Here is a 24,737-nt window from a genome sequence, read left to right as displayed (position 1 = left end):
ATCTTGATGCAAATTGGGATTACTCCCAAATATAATGTCTGTATTCCTTACTTAACTGAAAGAACTTCTTTTTATTTCCCGTGTCAATAGAGCTGTTTATCGCAGTTTCCAGTCTCTCCTTATTCCAATTAAAGCATAACTCATCCAGTAACATCCGTGATGAAAGCTTTAATTCATATGAAACTTCCCTTTTGGCGTCAAGTGCTTTTCCATCATATCTTACATATCGATAAACTAATTTCTGCTTTTTCATGGAACACGCCCCTTTGTTCCTTTTTTCTATTATCCTAAAATTTGCGAATAATTGCAACAATAATATTAATGTGCTGCAATATTTTTTCACGGGTTAATGTTTCGATATGCAAGTAAACCTGCTCCTAGCGCAAAAATCGTTAAAAGGCTAACCATCCAGATAATATTTCCCTTCATCATAATTGCAATTACTGGCGGTCCTGCTGCAACCCCAATAAAACGCATGGCACTGTAAATGGATGTAATTACACCTCGCACATCCTTTTCCAAGCTCTCAGTGATTAATGCATCCATACAAGGCAGTGACATCCCTATTCCGCTTCCACATATAAGGAAAATAGATAAAAGGTATACTGGATGATCCATGAACGGGATCACCGCAACTGATGCCCCAGTGAGTATAATGCCAATAAAGGTTATCCATTTCATTACTTTTAAGTTATCATTTATTTTCCTTCCGGCTATAAATGAGGCAATCGATAAGGCCAGTAAAGGAATGGCAAGAAGTACCCCTTTCCAAATACCTTTATAATCATACTTATCTTCTAAAATACTTGAAAGATAAAACAAGAATCCAAACAAAATAAACATTAATATAGCTCCAATAAGAAATACGGCAATTAGCCACTTTCCATGTTCCTTCAACGTTTCTTTAGCCAATCCCCAGTATTTCTTAAAACTTGTATGCTCTTCCTCTCCCCCTTTGTTTTTCACAAGAAATCCCACCATCAAAACGGATACAGCACAAAATACTGGAATTGAATAAAACGGTAAAAACCAAATAAATGCTGCCAGGACAGCACCTAATATCGGACTTAACACCTTGCCAATTGTGTTGGATGTTTCTATAATGCCAAGCGTTGTGCTCGCTTCTTTATCATCTCGAAACATATCGCCTACAAGCGGAAGTACAATCGGGGCAGCACCTGATGCGCCTATTCCCTGTAGAATTCTACCAACTATAATCATGAGATACGGATCACTCATACTATTGGAAGCCCATCCCGCAATTAATCCCCCCAATCCAGTAATAATTAATGAAGGAATAATTACCTTCTTCCTGCCATACCGGTCTGATAAGAAGCCTGCTAATGGGATGAAAAAAATAGCTACAATTGAATACATCGTAATAATATAACTTGATTGCAGTTTGGAAATATCAAGTTCTTTTTCCATTAAAGGTAATATTGGAATAAGCATGGAATTTCCCAAAGTCATAATTAGTGGAATAGACGCTAATGATATAACTGCCCAGCGCTTATCATGAGCGTCATTCTGTTTCGCCATATTACATTCACAGTCCTTCTTTTGTAAAATAATCACTAAAATTACTATTCACCTAAGCAAGATAATTATTCTCGTTTAGGTGCTTGTCATTTTTCACCAAACGAAACTTATTTTATAACTCACAAAACATATAACCGTATCCTTTACTTTTTCTCTAGACTTATCGCACAATGCTTTGATAGACTGTTATAGCTGACACAATCGTTAGAATAAAATGTTAGAAAACTTGGCATTCGTTAAAGTAATTCTTATGAAAGCGTAATTTGCTTCTAGGAACCGTTTATACTTTGAGGTGCCATACTTAATGGCTAGAGCCTTAGTTGTGCTTATGCAGTGAATAAAATGGAGGCCATTTCATGGGGCATGCAGATAATCTAAAAAAAGGTGAAAAGGGTGCATGGATAAGCATTATTGCTTACATCATACTTTCTATCTCTAAGTTAATAATCGCCTATATCGGCAGTTCAGAGGCATTGCGTGCAGATGGATTTAACAACACCACTGATGTAATAGCCTCGATTGCAGTATTAATTGGATTGAAAATATCAAGGAAGCCCCCTGACGAAGACCATCATTATGGGCATTATCGTGCAGAAACTATTGCTTCCCTGTTCGCGGCTTTTATTATGATGACTGTTGGGATACAAGTAATAATCGATACATTTAGTAAATTATTTACGAGCGAAACAACTCAGCCTAATATGCTAACAGCTTGGACAGCATTAAGCGCTGCTATCATTATGTTCATGGTTTACCGATATAATCTTTCCTTATCCAAAAAGGTAGAAAGCAGTTCACTGTATGCCGCTGCACAGGACAACCGTTCAGATGCCTTTGTAAGTGTTGGAGCTTTTGTGGGAATTATCGGTGCACAACTCGGACTTTTTTGGCTTGATCCGTTAGCCGGATTAGTTGTTGGTATTATCATATGTAAAACTGCTTGGGATATTTTTAAAGATTCGACACATACGTTAACGGATGGATTTGATGAAAAGCAGATTATGAAAATAAAATCCAGCATTGCAGAAGTTCCTGAAGTAAAAGAGGTAATAGATATTAAAGGAAGAGTACATGGCAATCAATCTTTTATAGATATTACCATCCTTGTAGATCCTCAATTAAATGTAAAAGAAAGCCATGCTATTACAGAGGAAATCGAAACACTACTGGATCAAGAGCATAATATCCCATACGCTCACATTCATATAGAGCCATATCAATAATAAAGTGCCTATCTGCTCATAATTTGAGCGGATAGGCACTTTTTTTATTGATAGAAGTATTCCATTAAGACGGTTTTCTTAAAGGTTTTAGTTATAAGGAAAAGAGATTTATGCGATACAACTTTATAGTTAATTCCTTCCATCCTTTATAAGATGAGTGCTATGACACCACTCCGGAAATAAACAATGTAATGTATATTGCGGTGAAATCATTTTACCCAGCAGCTGGAATATGCGAGACTCCTGTGGGACAGCGAGCCAAAGAGACCCCACAGTGAGCGTTTTTCGCGAGCGAGGCAGACTAAGTACGCCACGTCCTGTGGCAACGTCCGTACTAGCACATCCTATGCGTCGAAGGCTCGTGGTGAGCCCTAGGTGTGCGAGTATATTCCAGCTGCGTGGTTAGAGAATCTCACTACATACTACGTTTCCGGTTACTTTTAGTCTGTTTAATAGTTTATATCAACTGCAAAGATTAAAATGCAACAAAACTTACGAACGAGTCTTCATTAGAGATTAGTTTCAGACAGTCTGTTCAGCAGTTTGTCAATATCTTCCCAGCCATATGCTGTTTCCTGATAGGTTCCTTCACCAATGGTTGTTTCTTCTTCCCCGACAGGTTCAGCTAGGAATCGTTCATAAAAGCGACTGGAAGGGTTCTGTTTAAGAATCCAGACGAGGAGAGATTTATGCCCCATTGCCTGCATTTCTTCGCTGAAAGCCTTTAGAAGTTTGCCACCCAAACCCTTTCGTTGAAATTCATCCAATAGATAAATCGTGTAGATTTCACTATCATAGTCAAACCGCTTTGTTCGCTCCGGTCCGCCAGAAACAAAACCAACAATCTTGTCGTCGTTGTAAATGACAAGTGTGCATTGCTCTTCTTTTTGGATACGTAAAATAGTTTCCCATAATGCTTTACGATTTTCATATGTAATATTGGATATATCCTGCTCATCAAGTAAATCGTCATACGTACTTTTCCAGCTGCTTACATGAATATCTGCAATCGCTGCAGCATCGTCGTAAACAGCCTTACGAATTGTAAACATGTGATAACCCCCTGTTATCGTCAAAAACATTCTTCCTAATTTATCTGTTTTTACATGGTTAATAGAAAGACCGTCACAATAGCTCCTAATACTGCTACAATGACATTCAGGCCTAAATAAGCCAGTACAACAGCTACTGCCCCGCCAACTAATCCAATGTGTGGCTGATCTGGTTTAACGTTTAATATACCTGGAAAAATAAGAGCCCCTAATGCTGCAAAAGGTATTGCATTAAGCCAGCGATTCACCCATTCTTTAAACTGCAATTTATCCACAATAAATGCGGGTATAGCTCTTGGAATCATTGTTACGAGTGCCATGCCAATTATAACAGCAAATATCATGATTGGTCCTCCTTCAGCAAAAATACGCCACTTAATCCACCAAGAACCGTACCAAACACAATTGCCCAGCCTTCACTCATGAACTGGTTGAAAATTGTATTTATAAGCATCGCAATAATAGCTATAATCCCAATTCGTATTTCCTTTTTAACCGATGGAATCAAAAGACCTATGAACATGGCATATAATGCAATCCCCATACTTTGGCTTAGTTGCTCTGGAATAACTTCACCAAGGACTCCTCCTAAAAGCGACCCCAATACCCATGAAAAGTATGCAGTTAAAATGAGTGCTGTATAGAAAAGAACACCTTTTTCCATTTTAGCTTCTTTCGTATGTAGGGATGACACTGCAAACGTTTCATCCGTCAAACCCAATGATAAAGGAACTTTCCAATTCCGTCCAATTCCTCGCAATCGATTCATAAATGATAAACTCATGACGAAATGACGGAAATTGAGGACAAATGTAGCCACAATAATCTCAACAGCCCCCGCACCAACAGCAATCATATTGGCACCCATAAACTGGCTTGCACCCGCGAAAACCATGACACTCATTAATGTTAATTCTGTCAGTGACATTCCAGCCTGCCTCGCTAATACGCCATATGTTAATGCAATTGGCAAGTATCCCAGCATGATTGGAAACCCCACTGATATACCTCTTTTGATCATATGTGCCGCCGATGATGTGTTACTTTTATGTATAGCTTTAGTAGTCATAGCACTTCCACCCTCAACTTGAAAATTGAAACTATTATAACTCATATTCTTAATTTTACAAAGAATTTAAATCGGAATATAAAGTGTTGACAATTAATGATTTAAGCATGTATAGTCAGATTAATATTTTAAGCTGAATAACTTATCCGGGAATGCGAAGTAGAATTTTCCAGGCAGCAACAAGAGACAGGGCATCAGGTGAAAGCTCTGGCAGGAAATAATTCGAATTACACATTCGGTTTAGCGGATTTTTCATGAGAGGATGAGATTGCATATAATTGCACTCATCAATCAGGGTGGTAACGCGGAGATAAAAGCTTCGTCCCTATTAAGGGATGAGGCTTTTTTTATTTTAGCAGATAAGTCCTTTCTTACTGCATAAGTGAAACTAGGGCTTATCTATATTAAGGCTTGACGATAAGCCAAGTTTTTTTCTAATAAAAAAGGAGGATTACTATGTTTCCAATAAACCCAAAGCACAACCCCTCACTTGGCGAGTCAATTTTATTTTTTATCTTTACAATCGGTCTAATCAGTTATTTTCTTATTGGTCTTGGAACAAAACCACATATCCCTATCATGATTGCTATCTTTATACTGGTTTTATATGGGTTATTAAAACATATTGCGTTTAAAGATTTAGAAGAAGGCATGACTGCTGGCGCTAAGTCCGGTATGGGAGCAATTTTCCTGTTTTTATTGATTGGCATTTTAATTAGCAGTTGGATGATAAGTGGTACTATCCCAGTCTTGATAAGTACCGGTTTTTCACTAATTGGCGGAACGTGGTTTTATGCTATTGTATTTGCAATTACAGCAATTGTTGGTGTTTCACTTGGAAGTTCTTTAACAACCACTGCCACAATCGGTGTAGCGTTTATAGGAATGGGAAGTGCGATGGATGCTTCAATGGCAATAACAGCAGGAGCAATTGTTTCCGGGGCATTTTTCGGTGATAAAATGTCACCATTGTCAGATACGACCAACTTAGCTTCAACAATCGTTCAAGTGGATTTATTTGAACATATAAGACACATGAGTTTAACAACAATACCAGCATTTATAATTTCATTTATTTTATTTGTGTTTTTATCACCCAATGAAGCTATAACCGTAGAAAATCTCGAAGCCTACAAATCAAGTCTTGATGCAACTGGATTAATTCACTGGACATCATGGATTCCTTTGGCCGTACTGGTTTTGGCTACTATTTTTAAAATGCCAGCATTTATTTCCATTGGTGTAAGCAGTGTAGTAGCAACAATACTCGCAAGTATGACAAGTGGACTTGTTTGGTCGGATATATGGTCAATCTGGTTTAATGGCTATACAGCGAATACTGATTTTGAACCTGTTAATAGTTTATTAACCAAGGGTGGTATTAACAGTATGCTGTTCACCATATCACTTGTTATTCTGGCACTTGGATTTGGTGGATTATTGTTTGTCACGGGCATTGTTCCATCAATACTTCAATCGTTTCAGAAAAAATTAAAAAAGGTAAGAACAATCATAATTTCAACTGCAGCTACAGCAATTGGCGTAAACGTGCTGATTGGGGAACAATACCTTTCCATAATGCTCACTGGTGAGACATATAAAGGTGTTTATCAAGACGCTGATTTATCAAATAAGGCCCTTTCCAGGACACTTGAAGATGCTGGTACTGTCATTAACCCGCTTGTACCATGGAGTGTCTGTGGTGTCTTTATTGCTGACGTTCTTGGTGTTCCAGTTCTAACCTACTTACCATTTGCGTTCTTCTGCTTAATAAGTCCAGTTATAACAATTCTCTTTGGCGGGAAAGCATTGAGGTAAAAAAGCAATGGTGGGATCCTTAGCAAAATGGTGGATAGCTTTTCTGCGATTTAACGGAATGAGTATGCGATTCTGATTAATATGAATCCTCATTCCGCTAATCGTTCCAAACTCCTCAGTTTGCGCTTGGTTTCGGTTCCTGGTTCCACTATTTGTCCTTTTCAGCCTTACAATTCACTGTTTTTGGGCATTTAACGGAACCAGGATCCACTTAAGCTCCCAAGAGATAGCTTTTTTGACATTTAGCGGAATGAGGATCCATTTGTAGTTATATCTGCTAAAAATAACTCCCCAAATTAAGGGGAGTTTTCTAGTATAGATACCAATTTACGTAAGCCCTCAAGCAGTCTCGGCGAAGGTCTGCAATAAAGTGATTCTTCTAACACATGAATCTTACCTTGTTGAATTGCTTTCATTCCATCCCATTTGGGGCGTTTCATAACAAGTTCAGGCTTCATCTTTGATTCTTTCACACCTACCCAAACCATGCAGATATGGTCTGGGTCACGTTGATAAACGTCCTTCCAATCTGTCTGAACACTGGCTACATCTTCTGTATCAAAAATATTTCTTGCTCCAGCTAAGTTGCTGATCTCTGTAAGCCAATTTACACTTCCAGGGGTGAATACTGGTTTTGGCCACCACTCCCAGTATAATGTGGGCTTATTTGCTCTGTATGCTGCTTGTCTACGGTAAGCAGCTATTTCATCACGGAACTCTTTCGCTTTATCTAAACCAAGCTGATCCTCACCTAGTGCTTTGCCGACTTTTTCAATATCATCTGCAATCTCATCTAATGAATTAGGATTTAAAATAATATATAACAAACCCTTCTCATCAAGTGCTTCTATATTTTTTTCCATTCCCGGAACACTTAATGAGGCAAGGACTATATCAGGATTTAATGCTTCTACTTTATCCATATCAATAGAAAGGTCTGGACCAACTTTAGGTAAATCAAGCACTTCAGCTGGCCAGTCAGAAAAATTATCAATACCAACTAATTCATCAATTTTTCCAAGGTATTCTACGATTTCCGTATTACTCGGACAAATGGATACGACTCGAATCATCATCTCCCCCTTATTTAACTGATAACATTATCTGTCCTGATCAGTAGTAAGTAATGGTCCATCCTTTGTGACTACAACGGTATGTTCGTATTGAGCAGACCGACCTTCGTCAATTGTACGGGCTGTCCAATTATTTGAGTCCATTTTACTGTGCCAGCTGCCTTCATTTATCATTGGTTCAATTGTAATTACCATTCCTTCTTTTAAACGTAAACCTTTGTTTGGCAGGCCAAAATGCGGAATATGAGGTTCTTCGTGTATTGTTGGCCCAATCCCATGACCAGTAAAATCTCTTACAACTGAAAACCCTTCTCCTTCTGCATAGGTTTGAATTGCATGACCAATATCACCAATTCGACTTCCAACTTGTGCCTGTTCGATACCTTTGTATAAAGAAGTCTTTGATACGTTTAATAGCTTTTGACCTGCTTCGTCGATATTTCCAACTGGGTATGTCCATGCGGAATCAGCAAGCCCACCATTTAGGTTAACAACCATATCAACCGTTACAATATCACCATCAACAAGCTTTTGCTCCCGTGGGAACCCATGACAGATTTCATCGTTAACTGAGGCACAAATCGCATATGGATAGCCACTATATCCTTTTTGTTCCGGAGTCGCACCGTGCTTAGCTAGAAATTTTTCAACAAATGTATCAATTTCTAAAGTTGTAATACCTGGTCTTATCATTTTAGCAACTTCTTTATGACATTTAACGAGCAAATCACCTGCTTGCTGCATTTTTTCGATTTCCCGTTTGCTTTTTCGTGTAATCATATTTCTTCTTCCCTTCGACGTTAGTAATAAAATATATATGATGTAGCATTTTTAAACATAACGGTTATTTCTACCACCACAAATTGTATCATATAAATAGCATTTTATGAGAATAAGCGCTCCAAATTGACTATAACGCAGAAAATGCAGAGGAGCAAATTAGCCCTCTGCACTTTACCTTAGTTAATAGCCGCCAAAGCCGCCACCATATCCGTAACCGCCACCATCTACATAAGCAGTACCGATAATGATTAACAATATAAACAAAACGACTAATAGCGCAAAGCCTGAGCCGTAGCCACCTCTACTCATTAAATTCCCTCCTCATTTTCAAGATTACTATAATTTATGCACTTGAAATAGGTTTGGGAAGGGCGACTGCTTGTATTAGTCACTCTAGAGATAATCTTTTACACTATATATTTTTCCATTCTCAACACTTGATTCATCAGTTAAAATATTAACGAGTACTCCACCAACTGCATCGGTTTCTCTTAACAAGTTATTATTCTTATAACTTCTAAAGGTATCAACTTCAATAAACTCATCTTTATTACTTTCTCGAATTTTCGCTTGCATTTGAGTATCCATTACTCCAGGACTAAACGCAATAACTTTATTTTGAGTTTTTAGTTCATCTTGCTCTAATGCAACTGTTTTTGTATACATGTTAATGCTTGCCTTTGTACTACAATACGCACTCCATCCATATACTGGTCTTTCAGCTGCACCCGAAGATATTGTAGTACCAATAAACTGTACTTCCATATCAGTGGCTTTTTTCAAAAATAAATTCATTAACACCATTGGAGCGACTGTATTTACCTGTACATGATATGCTAAATCAGAACTTTCTATATTCATGGATTTATCAATTGGTTCAAGAACTCCTGCATTATTTATTAAGTAAACAATTGCCGGTTCTGGCTCAAATATTTCCTTACTCATTTGATCAAATGTATGCTCTATACTATCCAGATTTCCTAAATCACAGACAAAGTGCTGATAGGTTACATTGTTCTGGGATGCATACGTTTGCAGTGAATCATTTTTACTTCGGGAGATACCAACAACATTTACTCCAGATTCCATCATTATTTTAGCAATTGATTCGCCTAACCCTTTTGATACTCCGGTAACTACTGCAAACCTCATCAATAACCCTCCTTTTAAAATTTTTATTTTGTATTTATTTCTGACCAATAATGAACTAATGTTTCCATTCCTTTATCCAAGCTATCGAGAGGGAAACTTTCATTCGGTGAATGTAAACGATCACCTGGCGTCCCGAATCCTAATAGAACGATTGGCATTTTATAAATATCCTCGATCCATTCAACAACCGGGATAGATCCTCCCATGCGGACAAATACCGTCTCTTTACCAAATGCTTTTGTATAACTCTTTGCTGCCTTTTCAATAAGCGGATTGTTTGGCTCTACTTTATATGCTTTTGCAGAAAGCTTTTCCTTTACAACTTCTACTTCTACACCGGATGGAGCAACATCATAGACATGTTTCTCCAGCAATTGCTGAACTTGATCAGGATCTTGCCCGGGAACCAGACGGCAGGTAATTTTTGCTGTAGCTGATGAGGGAATTATTGTCTTGGTTCCTTCTCCCTGATAGCCACCATACATCCCATTAATTTCGAAAGTTGGACGAGCCATTGTATGTTCTTTTGCAGTGTACCCTTTTTCTGAAGCTGTTTCATTAACCCCAGCTGTTGAACGATAATCTTCACCCTGGACTTGTTTAATTAATTCTCGTTCCTTATCGGTTAATGGTTCAACTCCATCATAAAATCCATCGACTGTAACAACTTCATCCTCATTTTTCATCGATGTTAGTATATGGTTCAGCGCCATAATTGGGTTTCGAATTGCCCCGCCATACATTCCTGAATGCATGTCATGATCAGGTCCTGTTACGTTTATTTCAATCCCAGTAAACCCTTTTAAGCCATATAAGATGGTAGGCTGATTTTCAGCAATCATTCCTGAATCTGAAATAACGGCAAAATCCGCGTTAAACTGATCCTGTTTGTCATGAAGGATACGGTAAAGATTCTCACTGCCAATCTCTTCCTCCCCTTCAATACAAACTTTCACATTTAAAGGTAATTTCCCTTCTGTTTTCATATATGCTTCAAAAACAGCAAGATGCATAAAAACTTGCCCTTTATCATCACTTGATCCACGTGCATATAATCGTCCATCACGCACTTCCGGCTTAAACGGGTCACTTTTCCATTGATCGATAGGGTCAACAGGCTGAACATCGTAATGACCATAAAATAAAACCGTTGGAGCATCAGGTCCAGCTTGATTGTATTCAGCATAAACGAGTGGATGTCCACCAGTATCCTGCTGTTCTACTTTGTCAAATCCAATATCATTTAGATATGTTTCCAGAAAGTTTGCCGCTTCATTAATGTCTTTTTTATGTACACTATCAGTGCTCACGCTTGGAATTGATAGAAAGTCATTTAATTTTTTTAATGTGTTATCGCGATTTTCTGTTAAATACTTCAATGCTTGCTCGCACATAGTAAGATTCCTCCAGTTCTTTTAACTTATTTTAACATACGATTTAATTGTAAAACGATTTAACTGTCTAGAAACTCATCAATTTTAACTCTTCAAGCAGTTTTAAGAAGATATGGATGTATTCTGCTCATATTTGCTCTCCTTATTCTTTCTAATTCCAGCCTCAATCTCTCAGTCCACTCACACACTTTCTGGCCAGCGAATAGCCACATTAGATAACTTGCCATAGGTTCTTATGTAAGCGTAATTTGCTTTCTTACTGCGAACAAAAGACAGCCTCTTGGACTGTCCTTTACAAAGTTCCTATTTAATTCGCATTGCAATAGTTACCTCTTACTCTGCAAAAACCTGGTGCCATTCATTTTTTTCCGCTAACATATCTTTGGCAATATCTTTTGCGCCTTCCAGGCTATGATTAGCCGCCCAGCCACATTGTACCTCATTACAAGCAGTAACTTCCTCTGCTGCCAAGACATCTTGCAGTGTTTTTTCTAATGTATCAAGTATCTCGTCATAATTATCATTATTTAAAATTGCAAGATAAAAACCAGTTTGACATCCCATCGGTCCAATATCTAGAACATTGTCCATATGATTTCGAATATTCTCAGCCATTAAATGCTCAATAGAATGCAGTCCTGGCATATCCATGTGTTCTTTATTCGGTTGTTTAAACCGGATATCATATTTATATACCTTGTCACCACTTGAACCTGATGTAACACCAACCAAACGTACATATGGTGCTTTTACTTTTGTATGATCAAGGTTGAAGCTTTCTACATTCATTTTTTGTGCCATAATAAATCGCTCCCTTTTTAATTTTGGCTTATTGTTGCAGATCTTCGCCAAGATTGTAAAGCCCTGTTCATAGGCCTTCTTTATCAATAATTTCCTTGTACTCTTTTAAATTAAACATCGTATCCGCAAAACAATTTTCCCCTTTGAAGGTAGAAGCACTGCGAATTGCTGATAACTCACCTGTCCCAACTCCAAGTACCAGAACATTACCATAAAAACATTTACTTACTACATTCAAAATTATATCATAGTTTGCAAATACTGCCTTATATTGTGAGTCACACTTGCTACACTTTTATCATATGAGACCAACCATTTATTCCAATTGAATATATATCAATTCATAGCACATGTTGACTAAATAAAGACGAGTGCACACCTATATGTGTGCACTCGTCATATAAAAGTTAGTTATAAATTGTTAATCCTGGTTTTGCGGGAAAATACGTTCAATCATATTACCCATTTGATCAAATATACCTTCAACAGGATCACCATTACCTGCATCATCTGCATAGTTATTGGCTAAATCAAAGAAATCAGGATTTGTCGAAACATACACATTGTCAATATCATTATCGACTGACTTAACTATTTTTGAGATTTCTTGCTTCACCTCGTCAGTTAGCTGATCTCCATTGTTGTTTCCATTTTCTCTAGCACTCCCATTATTCGTGAGTCCGTTATTTTCGCCATTTGTGTTATTAATGTTATCTCCATTACCGTTGTTCATTTCATTAGTATTGCCAGTGTTATTTCCATTAGCGTTACCATTATCTAATTCTGCAGCAACATATGCGTTATTCTCTGTTTTTAGTACATAAGCGTTGTCAATTCCCTCAACTTGATCGGAAATTTTATCTGCAGCTTTTTCTGCTAGCTCATACTCATCATTACCATTTTGTTGAGCATTACCGTTGTTATTTCCTTTATTTTGATCATTGTTCATATTATCTGTGGAATTATAACGAGTTTGTTCCACATTATTTCCATCGCCATTCTGTCCTTCTTCATTTCCATTGTTCCCCTGACATGCTACAAGTGCTATCGATATTACTACTAAAAGGCTAAAAAGTTTCCATTTCATTTTATTTTTCCTCCTTAACTATTTTGCTCTTAGTATGTAACAGTAAGGTGAATTTATTCTCTTAACACAAATTGGCAAGCACACCATTTTTGTTGCAGACAATAAAAAAGTAATTCGGGGAAACTACAAATAACCCTTTACAATCAAAGGAGGGCAACAATGGAAATACCTGATTATGATAAAGCCTTGTATTATACATTGTGGGGACAATGGGATGATCTGCTTGTATTAATGGTCCGCACAAATGATGACATGTTATCCAAAAAAATCCAAATCTTCCTGCACGCTTATCATTACTCACTTGATCAAACAAAAGTAGTCGAATCACACGATACCCTTCTATATTATATTGACCACGCTATGAAGTACACTCCCGCAGCAGTAATGGAAGTATAAAGAAAATGCACCAGATACTGGTGCATTTTCAATTTAATTCTTATAATTAATGATTATTTGCTTTATTTCCATTACTTCCATTATTATTCCTATTATTGCCGTTATTTCCTTTATGTCTATTATTGCCTTTATCTTTATCATTACCATTACTCCAATGGTTTCCATTGCCATGATTCTTATGTTTATCTTTTTGATACCCGCGAGCCTTACGATTGTTATCTTTAGCAGTATCCTTTTTCAGTTTACCTTTTTGGGCATTTTTTCCTTCATTTTTCTTATTTGCATTAATTTCGCCATTTTTTTCTTTTAACTCGCTTGGATGTTTATTACCTTTTTTTTCATGATCATTCTTATTTAACGATTGTGTTTCATCACTATTGCTCTTATTTGATTTAATGGATTCTGAATGATTTTGATTTTTATTATAAAAAGAATTAATCATTGCTTCTTCCTCATCATTCACAGGTTCTGTTTGATCCATATTATCTTTCTTGGAAACATCATGAGTTTCACTTGATTCAGTAAGTGATGTCGCCATTAGTTCATTCATTGTCTGTTTATTTTCCTTAGCCTGCATACGTATTTCTTTAGGTACTTTAAATGTAGCTATTTTCCAGTCCGTATTATGGTCTGAGAAGTACTTGTCAACTGTATCAACAACCGATATTTTATGTGAATCCAATATGTAGCTGACCCCGACAAGCATATTTTTGCCATTTTTTAATAAGCCCGCCTTTTCACTTGTATTCATTATGTTATCGATGACATGTTCTAATTCTTTACCTTTATATTCGGAAAGCTTATTAATGAGAATTTCAGCGTCACCATTCAATGGATTAATTGATTGTACTTTTAGCTGTTCATTAACTTCTAGTTCAACACTCGGATTGATATCAATGTTAACATATGCATATGTTTCATTTGAATTCATGATAAAGTAGAAAGGCATTATTAGTACAAATAACATACAAGTCATTGCAATTAAGCGAACAGGAACTATTTTGTTTTTGCTCGAAAATAGATAAAATAATGAACTCATTTTTGTTTCCTTTGGCTGAAAAAAAACTTCAGCACCAATATCAGCATCTTTAATTGGCAGAGCTTTCTGGAATGCACCATCTTTTTGCATAACAATTGTATAGTGGCGATGCTTTTCCATTACGATTCCTTTTTTCACTAACCCACCCCCTTAAGATACTCCTTAAGATACATATAATCTTCATCTAAAACAACAAAGATAGCCAAAATAAATTTCCTGTTTCTTTCTAACGTTTTCTTACTTACATCCACTATTTTTACTAGATCCTTAATCGGCAGTTTCTTCTTTTGGTACACATACTCCCGAAGGTCAGTATCATTATAAAGCTTTCTGGCTACTGCAACAGCTGACTCACGTGCATCCTTATGCTTTGGTGAAGCCTCTGTCAGCTCAACCAATGACAATTTATAGACACGCAGCTTCTCTTTAAAATCCATAATTTCTTCCCTGCGATGCCACGCTTCTTGTTCCTGCTGATAAATTTCTTTCACAGCAACAATCTCGGTAGGATTTTCCATCTGCTCTTCATCAAAGCTTTCGTCTAGTGATATCGCAGCAGGTGTCCTTTGAACATACCGGATATAATCAATCACTTTTCTCTTCACAACTAGCTTTGAAAAGGAGAGGAAAGAACTGCCTTTATCAGGAGAATAGGATAAAATTGCTTCATTAAATGCAGCTAGACCAATACTGAATTCATCATCTTTTTGTGGGTCAATATAACGTTTGCAAACTTCTGAAACACATTTGGCAATAAACGGCTGATATGACTTTAAAAGATAGTTCTGTAACGTTTGATCCCCTCGCTGGACTGAGGCAATCATTTCATCAAGGGGCATTTCTTCTACAGGCTGACTCATCATTAGACTGAAGCACCCCCAGTCATTACAGATTTCGTTTTATTATTGCGCTTTTTGGGTGTAGTTAATAAGGATTTATTATATATCATTTCATTTTTAGTCAATATATTATTTATCATGATGAAATCACCATCTTTGTTTTATATATTTTTGCATAAAAATTACCTAGATTAAGCTTATCGTACTAGCTACTCTGTTGCTATCTCAAAATAATTACAGTTTGTTTAAGTATTCATTACTTATCTATTATAACGGCTTATTAGCATAATCTTGTAGTAAATGACTGCTAAATAAAAAATGATGCCTCTGTAAGGCACCAATTTTTGTAATTTAAACGAAAATCATTGATCGTTTTGTTCATAATAATAATCAATAGGCACAAAAAGCCCTACACGCCCATGCGTATCATGAAACAATGTTGCAAAAACAACTCCAATAACTTCGCCATCCTGGTTAATAACCGGACTTCCGCTATTCCCACGGTATACTGGGGCATCTATCATTAAAACCGGCTCTTCCCAACTACCTAATGACGTATAATCTATTATTGTTCCTTTATTAGCTATTCCATTAAAACTCAGTGGATTACCTATAAAATAAATCGGATCATTCGGCTGGAAATTTGTCTTGTCAGCTAATTTTAAATGTGGCAGGTTCTCGCCAGCTATATCCAGAACTGCTAAATCGACTGATGGAAATGTATCTACAATAACGGCTGAAAATAATCCAGCTTCGGGAAAAGCAACCGTAACAGAATCTTTCCCTTCAACTACATGGTGATTGGTTAAGATTGTCCCGTCAGCTGTGATTGCAAAACCAGTCCCTTTACTATCACCTGTCTCGATCGTAACAACTGCTTCTTTATAAGTTTGGATATTATCCTGAGTCGACAATTTAGCTGATGTTATTAAAAATTTAACAGCAGGAACCGAAAACGTTTTAGGAAGGAGTGCCACCACATTAAATAGCATTACAAGTGCAATTAACCAAAACGCCCACTTTGGAAATGGACGCTTTGGTTTTGGGTCTTTTTCCTGCTGTGCTTTTGTTAATGCTTTTTGGCGCTCGATTTCCACAAGTTCCTTTAATTCTTCTTCGTCAAACTCTTCATATAGATCTTCATCAATCACATCATGATCATTTCTTTCTTTTGTCATAACACACCTCACACAGCTGAATAACTAGACTGCTCGTTTCGACTTTCCTTGTTGCATTCGGTACATATGATAATATAAGCCCCTTTCACCAATAAGCTGATGATGATTACCTTGTTCTTTTATTGTACCATTTTCTAGTACAAAAATAGAATCTGCTTGCTGAATTGTCGATAAACGGTGTGCAATAACAAGTGTAGTTCTCCCCTGTTTTAAAACTTCCAAAGCATTTTGGATAATTGTCTCTGTCTCGGTATCTATATTAGCTGTTGCTTCATCCAAAATAAGAATCGCCGGATCGAAAGCGAGTGCTCGAGCGAAGGAAATTAATTGACGCTCACCAAGTGAATAAGTCGTACCTCCTTCAGTCACCTTCTCATCATATCCATCTGGTAGCTTTTCTATGAAACGGTCTGCTCCAACGGCTTTTAAAGCCCCAATTGCGCTTGCTCGAGTAATTCCAGGATCATTCATTGTGACATTTGAAAGGATTGTTCCGGAAAACAAAAATGGATCTTGGAGCACAATACCCATGTGCCCTCTAACTTGTTGTCGGGACCATTCCTGTGTACAATGCCCATCAATTTTAATTGTTCCTTTTTGCGGGTCATAAAAACGGAAAAGCAAATTCATAATCGAACTCTTCCCAGATCCCGTATGTCCTACAAATGCTGCTGTTTCCCCTGATTTAATTTCAAAAGAAATATCGTTTAAAACATAATCAACATCATTATATGCAAACGACACGTGATCAAAATAAATATTACCTTGATATCGATCTAGACTATCATTGATAACCTTCTCACCGTCATGGTCCAGTAATTCAAATACCCTGTTTCCAGCAACACGTGCCTGTTCAATTAATGGAAGCTGATTGACAATATCCTCCATCGGCTCAAACAACCTAGTTAAATAATCAACAAATGCATAAAGCACCCCGATTGAAATAATACTTCCTGGTTCTAATGAAAAGGAACCGAAATACCAAATAAAGCCGACAAATGCCAAGTTACGAAAAACTGTTACAAGATTATATGACGTTAATGCACTTAACTTAACCAGTTTACGTTGATAAGTAAAGTGCCGTTCATTCAATACGTCGAAATCGTCCTTCGTTTTTTTCTCCCTGCTGAACGCTTGAATAATTGGCATTCCCTGAATTGCCTCATTGATGTTCCCATTAATCTCACTAATCGTCGCACGAACAACCCTGTTATATTTCGTGCCATAGTGTTTATATAGTTTCATCCATCCAATAATTAAGGGAACAAGCACTAAACACATTGCAGCTAACTTTACATCAAGAATAAATAACGCGACGAATATTCCTGTCATGTATATAATACTTGTTACAACAATTGATAAGACTCTTTCGTACAAATCACGTATTGCTTCCGTATCATTCGTAACCCGTGCCACAATCTTCCCAGCAGATTGCTCCACATAGTAGTTAATTGGAATTCGTTGTGTATGCGCAAATATATCATTACGCATTTTTTGTACAATTTGATTGGATGATTTCTGCAATAAGAATGTCTGGTAAAACTGAAAGAACCCCGCAATAACAAGCAATACCATATATAAAACCAACAGAAATATAATTGGCCTTTGTTCGGGCTTGAAAAATGGATAAATTTCAGACAATGAAAGTTTTTCACCTTTATATGTCATGGTATCATCAGCAGTAGTAATAGTAATTGTTTCATTCTCTACACTACGTTTACCTTGTAATGAAACAGCTTCATTTATAAAATAGTAATCGTGGCCCACTTGAAAGACGGTAGCGCTTCCTATCTGCTGATCTGTATTATCTACCCGGTCTGCTCGTTTGTACAATTCATCATTATAAGCAACCGTATATTTATCATCATTGTTTTCTACCTTCTGCCATTTACCTTCTACCCCTAGGATATGTTCATCAATTACTGTTTTTGCAATTAAAGGGCCAGCAAGTTCAAGTGCGACAGCAACGATCAGACAAGCTAAACCGATCAAAATACCCTTCTTAAAATGTAATGCATATTGAAATAGTCGCTTTTCAGTTGATGATTTTGATTTCATTAGGAACGCACCTCCCCGTCGTCTGCTAATTGTTGCTGCTGGTATTGTTCCTTGTACCAGCCATTCAACTTCATCAATTCCTCATGTGTTCCCTCTTCTGCAATTTTTCCATCCTCGAGCACAATAATATGATCTGCATGTGTTACAGCTGACATACGATGTGCTGCAATAAATGTTGTTTTATTTTTACGTTCATCACGTAAATGCTCGATTATTTTTGCCTCTGTTTTTCCATCAACAGCAGACATTGAGTCATCCAATATTAAAATTTCCGGGTCTTTAATAAAAGCACGTGCTAATGCAACTCTTTGCTTTTGACCACCTGATAAAGTGACTCCGCTTTCACCGACTTGCGTATTTAACCCATTTGGAAGCTGCTTGATATCTTCCAGAAAATGCGCAAGCTCCATCACACGGTATATTTCCTTATCTGTTGCATCTTCTTTACCAAATTGGATGTTTTCACGAATGGACTTAGAAAACATCATCTGATCTTGTGGTACATAACCAATCCATGACCGAATCTCATCCAACTCTATTGAATCTATATCAATTCCTGACATTTTTATAGCCCCAACTAAACCTGGATACTGTCTGAGCATTAGTTTAAATAGGGTTGTTTTACCTGCTCCAGTTTTACCAACAACTCCAATCGTCTGCCCTTTTTTCACATTTAATGAAATATCGGTTAACTGATTACTATTGGTTGATGGGTAGGAAAAAGATACAGCATCAAAATCAATCGTATTTACTTCCCGAACAGTTTGAGGGTAATCTGGATTTGTAATATCGGCCTGATAATCCAACGTATTGTTAACTCTGTCCAGCGACGCATTTCCTCGCTGTAATATGTTTATTAGTTCTCCCACAGCAAACATTGGCCAAATTAACATACCAAGATAAACATTAAACGTTACCAAATCACCTAACGTAATCCTGTTTTCAAATACGAGTAATGCTCCATATCCTAACCCAATCGTATAGGATAAGCCAACGAGAATTTTCATTGTCGGCTCAAATAAAGCATCAATTTTTGCTACCTCTATGTTCTTTTCATAAACGTCATTTGTCCTGGAGTAGAACCGCTTCTCATCCTGTTCTTCCTGTACAAATGCACGAATCACCCGAACACCACGAATTGATTCAAGCACTTCATTATTCATTTCGCTAAATGCTTCCTGTGCCTTCGTGAAACGGGCATGGATGGCAGCACCATATTTATTCATAACAATCGCCATGATCGGTAATGGAATCAGAGCAGCAAGGGTTAAATTCCAACTGATCGTAAACCCCATCATTCCAACTATCATCAACATAAATATGCTCGAATCTACAAGTGTCAGAACACCAAATCCTGCCGTAAGGTTAATCGTCTTAAGATCATTTGTGCTACGTGCCATCAGGTCACCCGTGCGGTATTTCCCATAAAACGTTGGAGTCATTTTCAGGAAATGATCCATCATCTTACTACGCGTCCATCTCTCCAAAATGACTGCTCCACCAAACAACGTATAATCCCATAAAAATGAAATTCCGTAATGAACGATTGTTAAAATTAAATAGCCTGCAACAATCATTACTAATAATTGCATGGTTAACGTTTCAAATTGTATTCTATCGATAACGTACCCAATCAGCTTCGGCGGAATCAATCCGATTGCACTCGAAATAACTAAAGCAATAATTGCAAACGTATACCTTCTCCAATAATGTTTGAAAAACCAATCCAACTTCTTAAAAACCTGAAACATATTAATCACCTACTTCTCTCTCTAACAGCAGCCTTCTGAGCAAATAAAAAAACACACGCCTGTGGCATGTGCTTTCAAGGTATAAATCATACCCCTCATATAATACAAAAAGGCCACAGACATGCGTGACCTCATAACTATAAAAAAATATTATAGCTAGTTATTTTTTACCGCCCAGAAGGTCACACCAAATATAAAATTTTGTTTTAAAAGATCCATTGTATTTTCCATTGATATGACCTCCTCTCTTTTTAAGATACTCAATAATTATAGTATTAAGAAAATTTAAAGTCAATTACTTTTTTAAATATTTTTTATTTTTTCTTCAGACAAAACATCGAGACGTCGATATAAAAACATAGGCTGTTTTCTAAAAGGTTGTTGGAATTTCATAACAATTCTTAGTATTTAGTATGGCTCTCTAACCACACAGCTGGAATATACTCGCTTTCACCGCTCAAGCTGAAACTTTCACATTGTCTTGTTGGCCGTGGGTTCACCACGTGCCTTCGACGCATAGGACGTGCTAGTGCAGACGTGGCGTACTTAGTCTGCCTCGCTCGCAAAGAACACTCTCTGTGTGGTCTCTAGGATTTCTTTCCCACAGAAAAGTCTCGCATATTCCAACTGCTGGTTAAATGGTTAAAATCTTGTGTTTATCTGTCATAATATATATTTTGTTAACTATTAGGATATAGTGAGCAAAATCCAGCGCAGGAAATACACGGAGACTCCTGTGGGAGAAAAGGCATCGGCGAGACCCCGCAGTGCAGCACGAGGAGGCTTTCCAGCCGCCCTGTATTTCCGTAGCGATGTCATAGGACTATACTATATTTCACCACATTACGTCGCAGTTTATTCTAATTAAGGTGATCATTAATTGGAAAAAGCAACAATCTTTTAGAAAACAGCCAATATAAACAGCAGGGGGAATAGCTTTGTTAGGTAAAACAAAAAAGCGCAATAATCTCGAAGAACAATTGAACACAGCAAATCAAAAGATACAAAAATTGGAGCAGGAAAAAGCACAAATTAAGAAGGATAGCTCACTTTTTTTAAACCAATTTGAAGAAGATTTAATACATACAATCAACCAACACGAACATGTGAATGGCCAGCACCATGACTTGGAAGATTTAGTAGTTCGAATAAAACAGCGCTTTGATGAAGTTCAAACACGTGGGCAACAATCAAGTGAACACTCCAAACGTTTAGTTGAAAAGGGAAATGGACTTGTCGAATCCTCTGACACTCTCTCTAAGCAATCAGAGGAGTATCAAGAAATTATGGAACAAAACCAAAAACTTATGGCACGTTTAGAGTCACAGATGACAAAGACTGCCGGAAGTATGCAAGAGTTAGGAGAACATTCTAATACGATTAAGGAGGTCGTTCAAGTAATAAGTGAAATAGCAAATCAGACAAACCTTTTAGCCTTAAATGCATCTATTGAAGCTGCACGTGCCGGTGAACATGGTAAGGGTTTTGCAGTTGTGGCCTCAGAGGTTAGAAAACTTGCAGAAAACACAGCAGAAAGCACCCATCACATTGATGAGGTGACAACGACGATTCAGCGTAAAATCCAAGAAGCAGAACAGGACACATATGAGAATCAGAAAACATTGCGGTCATCAACAGAGATTAGTAACAAAACAGTCGACATGCTAGAACAAATGGCGTCAATCGTGAAGACCGTTAAATCAAACACACAGGATGTATTGCAAAATATAAATAATCAAAATGAACTTACAGAAAAAATGGTAAGGTACATTGAGGAAACAAACGATTCGTTTGATACGATTAAACAAGTTATTACTCAGCATGTTGAAGATGCAAAAGTTGTTGATGAGCGACTAGCATCTGGGGTTGAAGGAATAAAAGAAGCTTCAACCTCGTAAACTCAAAAAAAGCCGGGACAAAAGTGTTTAGTCAAAGTAAAATCCGAACTATGATTCAAAATTCTTAAATAGAATTCGAATAAGTTCGGATTTATTTTGCAGTTAAGAAAGTATAACTACTTTCTTACTGCATAAGTGCAACTAGACATTCACCAAAAGGATTGGTGAATGTCTAGTTTTCTAATGTTGCTGATTAGATATAAACTGTTAAGTAACATGGAAAAATACTCAACCGGGAATCATAACTTCGATATAAGTGACCGTTTCTCACTATTTTAACAGTGTTCGCGTTCTCATAACCCCGATAAAGATACGTTTCACGCTATTTGAATAGCGTCCGGGTTCTCATAACCATGATGAGAGAGCCCATGGCTAGTAAGACTGCGAAAGTGCTAGCTTGAGCAGATGTTGCATTGGTACCGGAGTGGTGCAAAAGAAAATTTTCACTGTGTCGCAGTTTATATCAACTACGTATTAGATCCAACCATTGAAAATAAACGTTCTAAACATCCTATCCTGTTATTAATCGTCTTTAAAGTGGAAAGTTCTCAAAATTTAATTTCTAATTACTACAAGTTATAAAGTTTACTTTTTCTTTTATAATTATTTTTATTAACGCCAAGGTCGACCATTCGTTCTACCTTTTCCACTGAAACATTTGTGGCCAACGAAATCTCTTCGACTGAAACATATGGATTTTTTGTTATAAAACTTCTTATTCGATCACTTTCGACCAAACATGTCGTACACATCATAAACGGGCCTGATTCCATTTGCTTTCTACATAATCGGCAGTTTCGAATAAATTCTCCCATTTACTCACCCCTTATGACTAATAAGGTCATTCTACACTAATCGACACGATCAAACAATAAAATTTTTGAATTTTTTAAAAAATAAGACTATAGTCTTATTGCCTGCTAAAAGTCCTGTATACATTAAGAGGCATAAGTTAATTACTATTGATAAGACAACAATCAGCCACATCTCTTTTCAAATATTTCAATGGCTATAATATTCTATTCGGTTTTTTCACATACTAACATTCAGCAATTGATTCATCAGGAGGTACATATGAGAAAAAGTCGCCGTCATCGAAACACACAAACTAAATCTATATTCCCTATAAAAATTGATAAATTTGAGAAGCTTCTAAAAGATAAATTTGAGAATAATCCAGATTTGATTTTTTCTACTTTTGATATTGGTGGGAAAAAAGTTTGCGTATTTTATTTATCCTATCAAGTTAAAACAGATAGACTTGATAACTTTTTATTAAAACCATTATTGAATATTAGCGAGTTGAACACCCCAAACGTACTCAACGAAATCCCTATAGGCGGTGGATCTACAACAGATACACTTGAAGAAATACTTGAGGATTTATTGATAGGTAACGTTTTTGTATATGTAGAAGGCGAAGATAAAGCTGTTTTCTATTTATTAGTTAGAAAGGAATCAAGGGATCTTTCAAAGGCTGAAAATGAATCTGTTGTATTAGGCCCCCAGATAGCTTTCAGCGAATCACTGATTACAAATTTAAATGTTATTCGCTGGAGTATTAGGTCTACAGATCTTGTACTGGAAAAGTTGATGATAGGTAAGAGAGCTAAAACAGAAGTTCGAATAATTTATATGAAATCCATAGTAAACGATAAACATATAAATACAATGCGCCAAAGATTACAGGATCTAGACCTTGATAAAGTTGATGACACCCATGTACTTGCTCAACTTATTGAGGACTCTTCCTCCACTATTTTTCCACAATACTACTTAACCGAGCTTGTAGATCGATTTAGTTACACTGTTTCACAAGGTCGAATAGGTGTGTTAGTTGATAATAATCCACAAGCAATTTTGGCACCCTCTACTATATTTAGTTTTTTGGAATCAACAGAGGATATGTATATGCGCTGGAACGCCGGATCCTTTCTACGAATTCTGCGTTTCATTGCTATGTTTATCTCAATTATTCTAACACCACTTTACGTTGCAGCAGTAACCTATCACTATGAACTTATTCCACCTCGGGAGCTTATAACTATTGGGCAATCAAGAGCCATCGTACCATTTCCACCGATAATTGAGGCATTATTTTTAGAATTTTTAATCGAACTATTACGGGAAGCAGGAGCGAGACTGCCATCTAAAGTCGGTCAGACAATTGGTATTGTGGGCGGTGTAATAATTGGGCAAGCTGTGGTACAAGCAGGATTAACCAGCAGCATTCTTATTATCGTGATTGCCTTCAGTGCACTTGCATCTTTCACTGCTCCAAGTTATGAAATGGGAACTACAGTAAGAGTTATTCGTTTCCCAATGATTATACTTGCAGGAATGTTCGGTCTAATCGGCATTATGTACGGACTCTGTTTTTTAGTAATACATGTATTAAAACTTAAATCATTAGGCGAACCATACCTGTCTCCCATTTACCCATTCCGTTGGGATGACTTAAATAAAGTGTTGTTTAGACCACCATATGCTTATCAATATAAACGATTTCTGTCATTGAGACCAAAGGATTTATTTCGTTTTAAAAAGTCTGAGGCGATAAAAAAACATGATATAGATGAGTAGGTAG

At 36.9% G+C, this 24,737-nt stretch carries 22 protein-coding genes and 1 pseudogene; 5 read left to right on the top strand and 18 right to left on the bottom strand.

The genetic code is table 11. From position 1 onward, the window contains the following. Window positions 1-19 precede the first annotated feature (19 nt). Both BMY13_RS10305 and BMY13_RS10300 read right to left on the bottom strand, forming a co-directional pair. Window positions 20-253 (bottom strand): IDEAL domain-containing protein, encoded by a 234-nt coding sequence (locus tag BMY13_RS10305; protein WP_092493576.1) that lies wholly within the window; start codon window positions 251-253, stop codon window positions 20-22. Window positions 254-339: 86 nt separating this feature from the next. Continuing rightward, on the bottom strand, window positions 340-1,539 hold the full coding sequence (locus BMY13_RS10300; RefSeq protein WP_092504424.1) for an MFS transporter: 1,200 nt from the start codon (window positions 1,537-1,539) through the stop codon (window positions 340-342). 356 nt (window positions 1,540-1,895) lie between these two features. Between BMY13_RS10300 and BMY13_RS10295 the strand changes: the two genes are divergently transcribed. After that, window positions 1,896-2,762: a cation diffusion facilitator family transporter gene (locus BMY13_RS10295; RefSeq protein WP_092504422.1), complete on the top strand. Its 867-nt coding sequence runs from the start codon at window positions 1,896-1,898 to the stop codon at window positions 2,760-2,762. 509 nt (window positions 2,763-3,271) lie between these two features. On the opposite strand, the gene BMY13_RS10290 is transcribed toward BMY13_RS10295, so the two are convergent. Genes BMY13_RS10290 through BMY13_RS10280 form a run of 3 tightly spaced genes read right to left on the bottom strand, consistent with a single transcriptional unit; the run spans window position 3,272 to window position 4,883 of the window. Continuing rightward, window positions 3,272-3,814 carry a GNAT family N-acetyltransferase gene (locus tag BMY13_RS10290; RefSeq protein ID WP_092504420.1) on the bottom strand — a complete coding sequence of 181 codons (543 nt, stop codon included), beginning with the start codon at window positions 3,812-3,814 and terminating at the stop codon, window positions 3,272-3,274. Window positions 3,815-3,864: 50 nt separating this feature from the next. Continuing rightward, window positions 3,865-4,158: an AzlD domain-containing protein gene (locus tag BMY13_RS10285; protein ID WP_092504418.1), complete on the bottom strand. Its 294-nt coding sequence runs from the start codon at window positions 4,156-4,158 to the stop codon at window positions 3,865-3,867. Beyond that, a complete protein-coding gene (locus BMY13_RS10280) occupies window positions 4,155-4,883 on the bottom strand; it encodes an AzlC family ABC transporter permease (protein ID WP_092504416.1) in 729 nt (242 codons plus the stop codon). Before BMY13_RS10280 ends, BMY13_RS10285 begins: the two co-directional genes overlap by 4 nt. A gap of 456 nt (window positions 4,884-5,339) precedes the next feature. Between BMY13_RS10280 and nhaC the strand changes: the two genes are divergently transcribed. Then, window positions 5,340-6,701, top strand: a complete 1,362-nt coding sequence (gene nhaC, locus BMY13_RS10275; protein ID WP_092504414.1) for a Na+/H+ antiporter NhaC — start codon at window positions 5,340-5,342, stop codon at window positions 6,699-6,701. A 296-nt stretch (window positions 6,702-6,997) separates the two neighbouring features. Here nhaC and BMY13_RS10270 read toward each other — a convergent pair whose 3' ends face one another. From BMY13_RS10270 to BMY13_RS10240, 7 genes and pseudogenes are all read right to left on the bottom strand, one after another. After that, window positions 6,998-7,771, bottom strand: coding sequence for a cobalamin-binding protein (locus BMY13_RS10270; RefSeq protein ID WP_092504853.1), 774 nt, complete (start codon window positions 7,769-7,771; stop codon window positions 6,998-7,000). Window positions 7,772-7,801: 30 nt separating this feature from the next. Next, entirely contained in the window at window positions 7,802-8,554 is a 753-nt protein-coding gene (gene map / locus BMY13_RS10265) for a type I methionyl aminopeptidase (RefSeq protein ID WP_092493569.1), read from the bottom strand. A gap of 228 nt (window positions 8,555-8,782) precedes the next feature. Then, a pseudogene (locus BMY13_RS10260) lies at window positions 8,783-8,866 on the bottom strand (YjcZ family sporulation protein); the annotation flags it as partial. Between the two features lie 84 nt (window positions 8,867-8,950). Beyond that, window positions 8,951-9,709, bottom strand: a complete 759-nt coding sequence (locus BMY13_RS10255; protein ID WP_092504412.1) for a (S)-benzoin forming benzil reductase — start codon at window positions 9,707-9,709, stop codon at window positions 8,951-8,953. Window positions 9,710-9,732: 23 nt separating this feature from the next. Then, window positions 9,733-11,103 (bottom strand): dipeptidase, encoded by a 1,371-nt coding sequence (locus tag BMY13_RS10250; RefSeq protein ID WP_092504410.1) that lies wholly within the window; start codon window positions 11,101-11,103, stop codon window positions 9,733-9,735. A 333-nt stretch (window positions 11,104-11,436) separates the two neighbouring features. Further along, entirely contained in the window at window positions 11,437-11,904 is a 468-nt protein-coding gene (locus tag BMY13_RS10245; RefSeq protein ID WP_092504408.1) for an S-ribosylhomocysteine lyase, read from the bottom strand. A gap of 421 nt (window positions 11,905-12,325) precedes the next feature. Next, entirely contained in the window at window positions 12,326-12,991 is a 666-nt protein-coding gene (locus BMY13_RS10240; RefSeq protein WP_092504406.1) for a YhcN/YlaJ family sporulation lipoprotein, read from the bottom strand. A gap of 159 nt (window positions 12,992-13,150) precedes the next feature. Between BMY13_RS10240 and BMY13_RS10235 the strand changes: the two genes are divergently transcribed. Next, window positions 13,151-13,387, top strand: coding sequence for a YhdB family protein (locus BMY13_RS10235; protein ID WP_092493563.1), 237 nt, complete (start codon window positions 13,151-13,153; stop codon window positions 13,385-13,387). A 46-nt stretch (window positions 13,388-13,433) separates the two neighbouring features. Here the strand turns inward: BMY13_RS10235 and BMY13_RS10230 are convergent, their stop codons facing one another. The 5 genes from BMY13_RS10230 to BMY13_RS10210 all read right to left on the bottom strand — a co-directional run bounded on the left by BMY13_RS10230 (window position 13,434) and on the right by BMY13_RS10210 (window position 20,252). Then, window positions 13,434-14,564 (bottom strand): anti-sigma-I factor RsgI family protein, encoded by a 1,131-nt coding sequence (locus BMY13_RS10230; protein WP_092504404.1) that lies wholly within the window; start codon window positions 14,562-14,564, stop codon window positions 13,434-13,436. Next, window positions 14,564-15,289: an RNA polymerase sigma factor SigI gene (gene sigI, locus BMY13_RS10225; protein ID WP_092504402.1), complete on the bottom strand. Its 726-nt coding sequence runs from the start codon at window positions 15,287-15,289 to the stop codon at window positions 14,564-14,566. The genes BMY13_RS10230 and sigI overlap by 1 nt, the downstream gene beginning before the upstream one ends. Before the next feature lie 338 nt (window positions 15,290-15,627). Next, window positions 15,628-16,443 (bottom strand): S1C family serine protease, encoded by an 816-nt coding sequence (locus BMY13_RS10220; RefSeq protein ID WP_092504400.1) that lies wholly within the window; start codon window positions 16,441-16,443, stop codon window positions 15,628-15,630. 24 nt (window positions 16,444-16,467) lie between these two features. Beyond that, complete coding sequence (locus tag BMY13_RS10215; RefSeq protein WP_092504398.1) at window positions 16,468-18,501, bottom strand: ABC transporter ATP-binding protein; 2,034 nt, start codon at window positions 18,499-18,501, stop codon at window positions 16,468-16,470. Continuing rightward, a complete protein-coding gene (locus tag BMY13_RS10210) occupies window positions 18,501-20,252 on the bottom strand; it encodes an ABC transporter ATP-binding protein (protein ID WP_092504395.1) in 1,752 nt (583 codons plus the stop codon). Before BMY13_RS10210 ends, BMY13_RS10215 begins: the two co-directional genes overlap by 1 nt. Before the next feature lie 938 nt (window positions 20,253-21,190). Here BMY13_RS10210 and BMY13_RS19930 point away from each other — a divergent pair. Beyond that, window positions 21,191-22,150: a methyl-accepting chemotaxis protein gene (locus tag BMY13_RS19930; RefSeq protein ID WP_092504393.1), complete on the top strand. Its 960-nt coding sequence runs from the start codon at window positions 21,191-21,193 to the stop codon at window positions 22,148-22,150. Window positions 22,151-22,719: 569 nt separating this feature from the next. Here BMY13_RS19930 and BMY13_RS10200 read toward each other — a convergent pair. Beyond that, window positions 22,720-22,965 (bottom strand): hypothetical protein, encoded by a 246-nt coding sequence (locus BMY13_RS10200; RefSeq protein WP_092504391.1) that lies wholly within the window; start codon window positions 22,963-22,965, stop codon window positions 22,720-22,722. Between the two features lie 259 nt (window positions 22,966-23,224). Here BMY13_RS10200 and BMY13_RS10195 point away from each other — a divergent pair, with 259 nt between their 5' ends. Further along, window positions 23,225-24,733, top strand: coding sequence for a spore germination protein (locus tag BMY13_RS10195; RefSeq protein WP_092504389.1), 1,509 nt, complete (start codon window positions 23,225-23,227; stop codon window positions 24,731-24,733). Window positions 24,734-24,737 lie beyond the last annotated feature (4 nt).

The sequence above is a fragment of the Virgibacillus subterraneus genome (genome assembly GCF_900110695.1).
GTDB lineage: Bacteria > Bacillota > Bacilli > Bacillales > Amphibacillaceae > Lentibacillus > Lentibacillus subterraneus.
Note: the sequence above shows the minus strand (reverse complement) of the source record. Positions and strands in the feature narration are given on the sequence as shown.

What these genes read in the sequence shown, in the direction of transcription:
- map (WP_092493569.1), bottom strand. Translation starts at nt 8,554, where the DNA reads ATGATTACACGAAAAAGCAAACGGGAAATCGAAAAAATGCAGCAAGCA.
- BMY13_RS10220 (WP_092504400.1), bottom strand. Translation starts at nt 16,443, where the DNA reads ATGACAAAAGAAAGAAATGATCATGATGTGATTGATGAAGATCTATAT.
- sigI (WP_092504402.1), bottom strand. Translation starts at nt 15,289, where the DNA reads ATGATGAGTCAGCCTGTAGAAGAAATGCCCCTTGATGAAATGATTGCC.
- BMY13_RS10285 (WP_092504418.1), bottom strand. Translation starts at nt 4,158, where the DNA reads ATGATATTTGCTGTTATAATTGGCATGGCACTCGTAACAATGATTCCA.
- BMY13_RS10195 (WP_092504389.1), top strand. Translation starts at nt 23,225, where the DNA reads ATGAGAAAAAGTCGCCGTCATCGAAACACACAAACTAAATCTATATTC.
- BMY13_RS10210 (WP_092504395.1), bottom strand. Translation starts at nt 20,252, where the DNA reads ATGTTTCAGGTTTTTAAGAAGTTGGATTGGTTTTTCAAACATTATTGG.
- BMY13_RS10290 (WP_092504420.1), bottom strand. Translation starts at nt 3,814, where the DNA reads ATGTTTACAATTCGTAAGGCTGTTTACGACGATGCTGCAGCGATTGCA.
- BMY13_RS10240 (WP_092504406.1), bottom strand. Translation starts at nt 12,991, where the DNA reads ATGAAATGGAAACTTTTTAGCCTTTTAGTAGTAATATCGATAGCACTT.
- BMY13_RS10300 (WP_092504424.1), bottom strand. Translation starts at nt 1,539, where the DNA reads ATGGCGAAACAGAATGACGCTCATGATAAGCGCTGGGCAGTTATATCA.
- BMY13_RS10245 (WP_092504408.1), bottom strand. Translation starts at nt 11,904, where the DNA reads ATGGCACAAAAAATGAATGTAGAAAGCTTCAACCTTGATCATACAAAA.
- BMY13_RS10200 (WP_092504391.1), bottom strand. Translation starts at nt 22,965, where the DNA reads ATGGGAGAATTTATTCGAAACTGCCGATTATGTAGAAAGCAAATGGAA.
- BMY13_RS10255 (WP_092504412.1), bottom strand. Translation starts at nt 9,709, where the DNA reads ATGAGGTTTGCAGTAGTTACCGGAGTATCAAAAGGGTTAGGCGAATCA.
- BMY13_RS10295 (WP_092504422.1), top strand. Translation starts at nt 1,896, where the DNA reads ATGGGGCATGCAGATAATCTAAAAAAAGGTGAAAAGGGTGCATGGATA.
- BMY13_RS10235 (WP_092493563.1), top strand. Translation starts at nt 13,151, where the DNA reads ATGGAAATACCTGATTATGATAAAGCCTTGTATTATACATTGTGGGGA.
- BMY13_RS10280 (WP_092504416.1), bottom strand. Translation starts at nt 4,883, where the DNA reads ATGACTACTAAAGCTATACATAAAAGTAACACATCATCGGCGGCACAT.
- nhaC (WP_092504414.1), top strand. Translation starts at nt 5,340, where the DNA reads ATGTTTCCAATAAACCCAAAGCACAACCCCTCACTTGGCGAGTCAATT.
- BMY13_RS10250 (WP_092504410.1), bottom strand. Translation starts at nt 11,103, where the DNA reads ATGTGCGAGCAAGCATTGAAGTATTTAACAGAAAATCGCGATAACACA.
- BMY13_RS10305 (WP_092493576.1), bottom strand. Translation starts at nt 253, where the DNA reads ATGAAAAAGCAGAAATTAGTTTATCGATATGTAAGATATGATGGAAAA.
- BMY13_RS10215 (WP_092504398.1), bottom strand. Translation starts at nt 18,501, where the DNA reads ATGAAATCAAAATCATCAACTGAAAAGCGACTATTTCAATATGCATTA.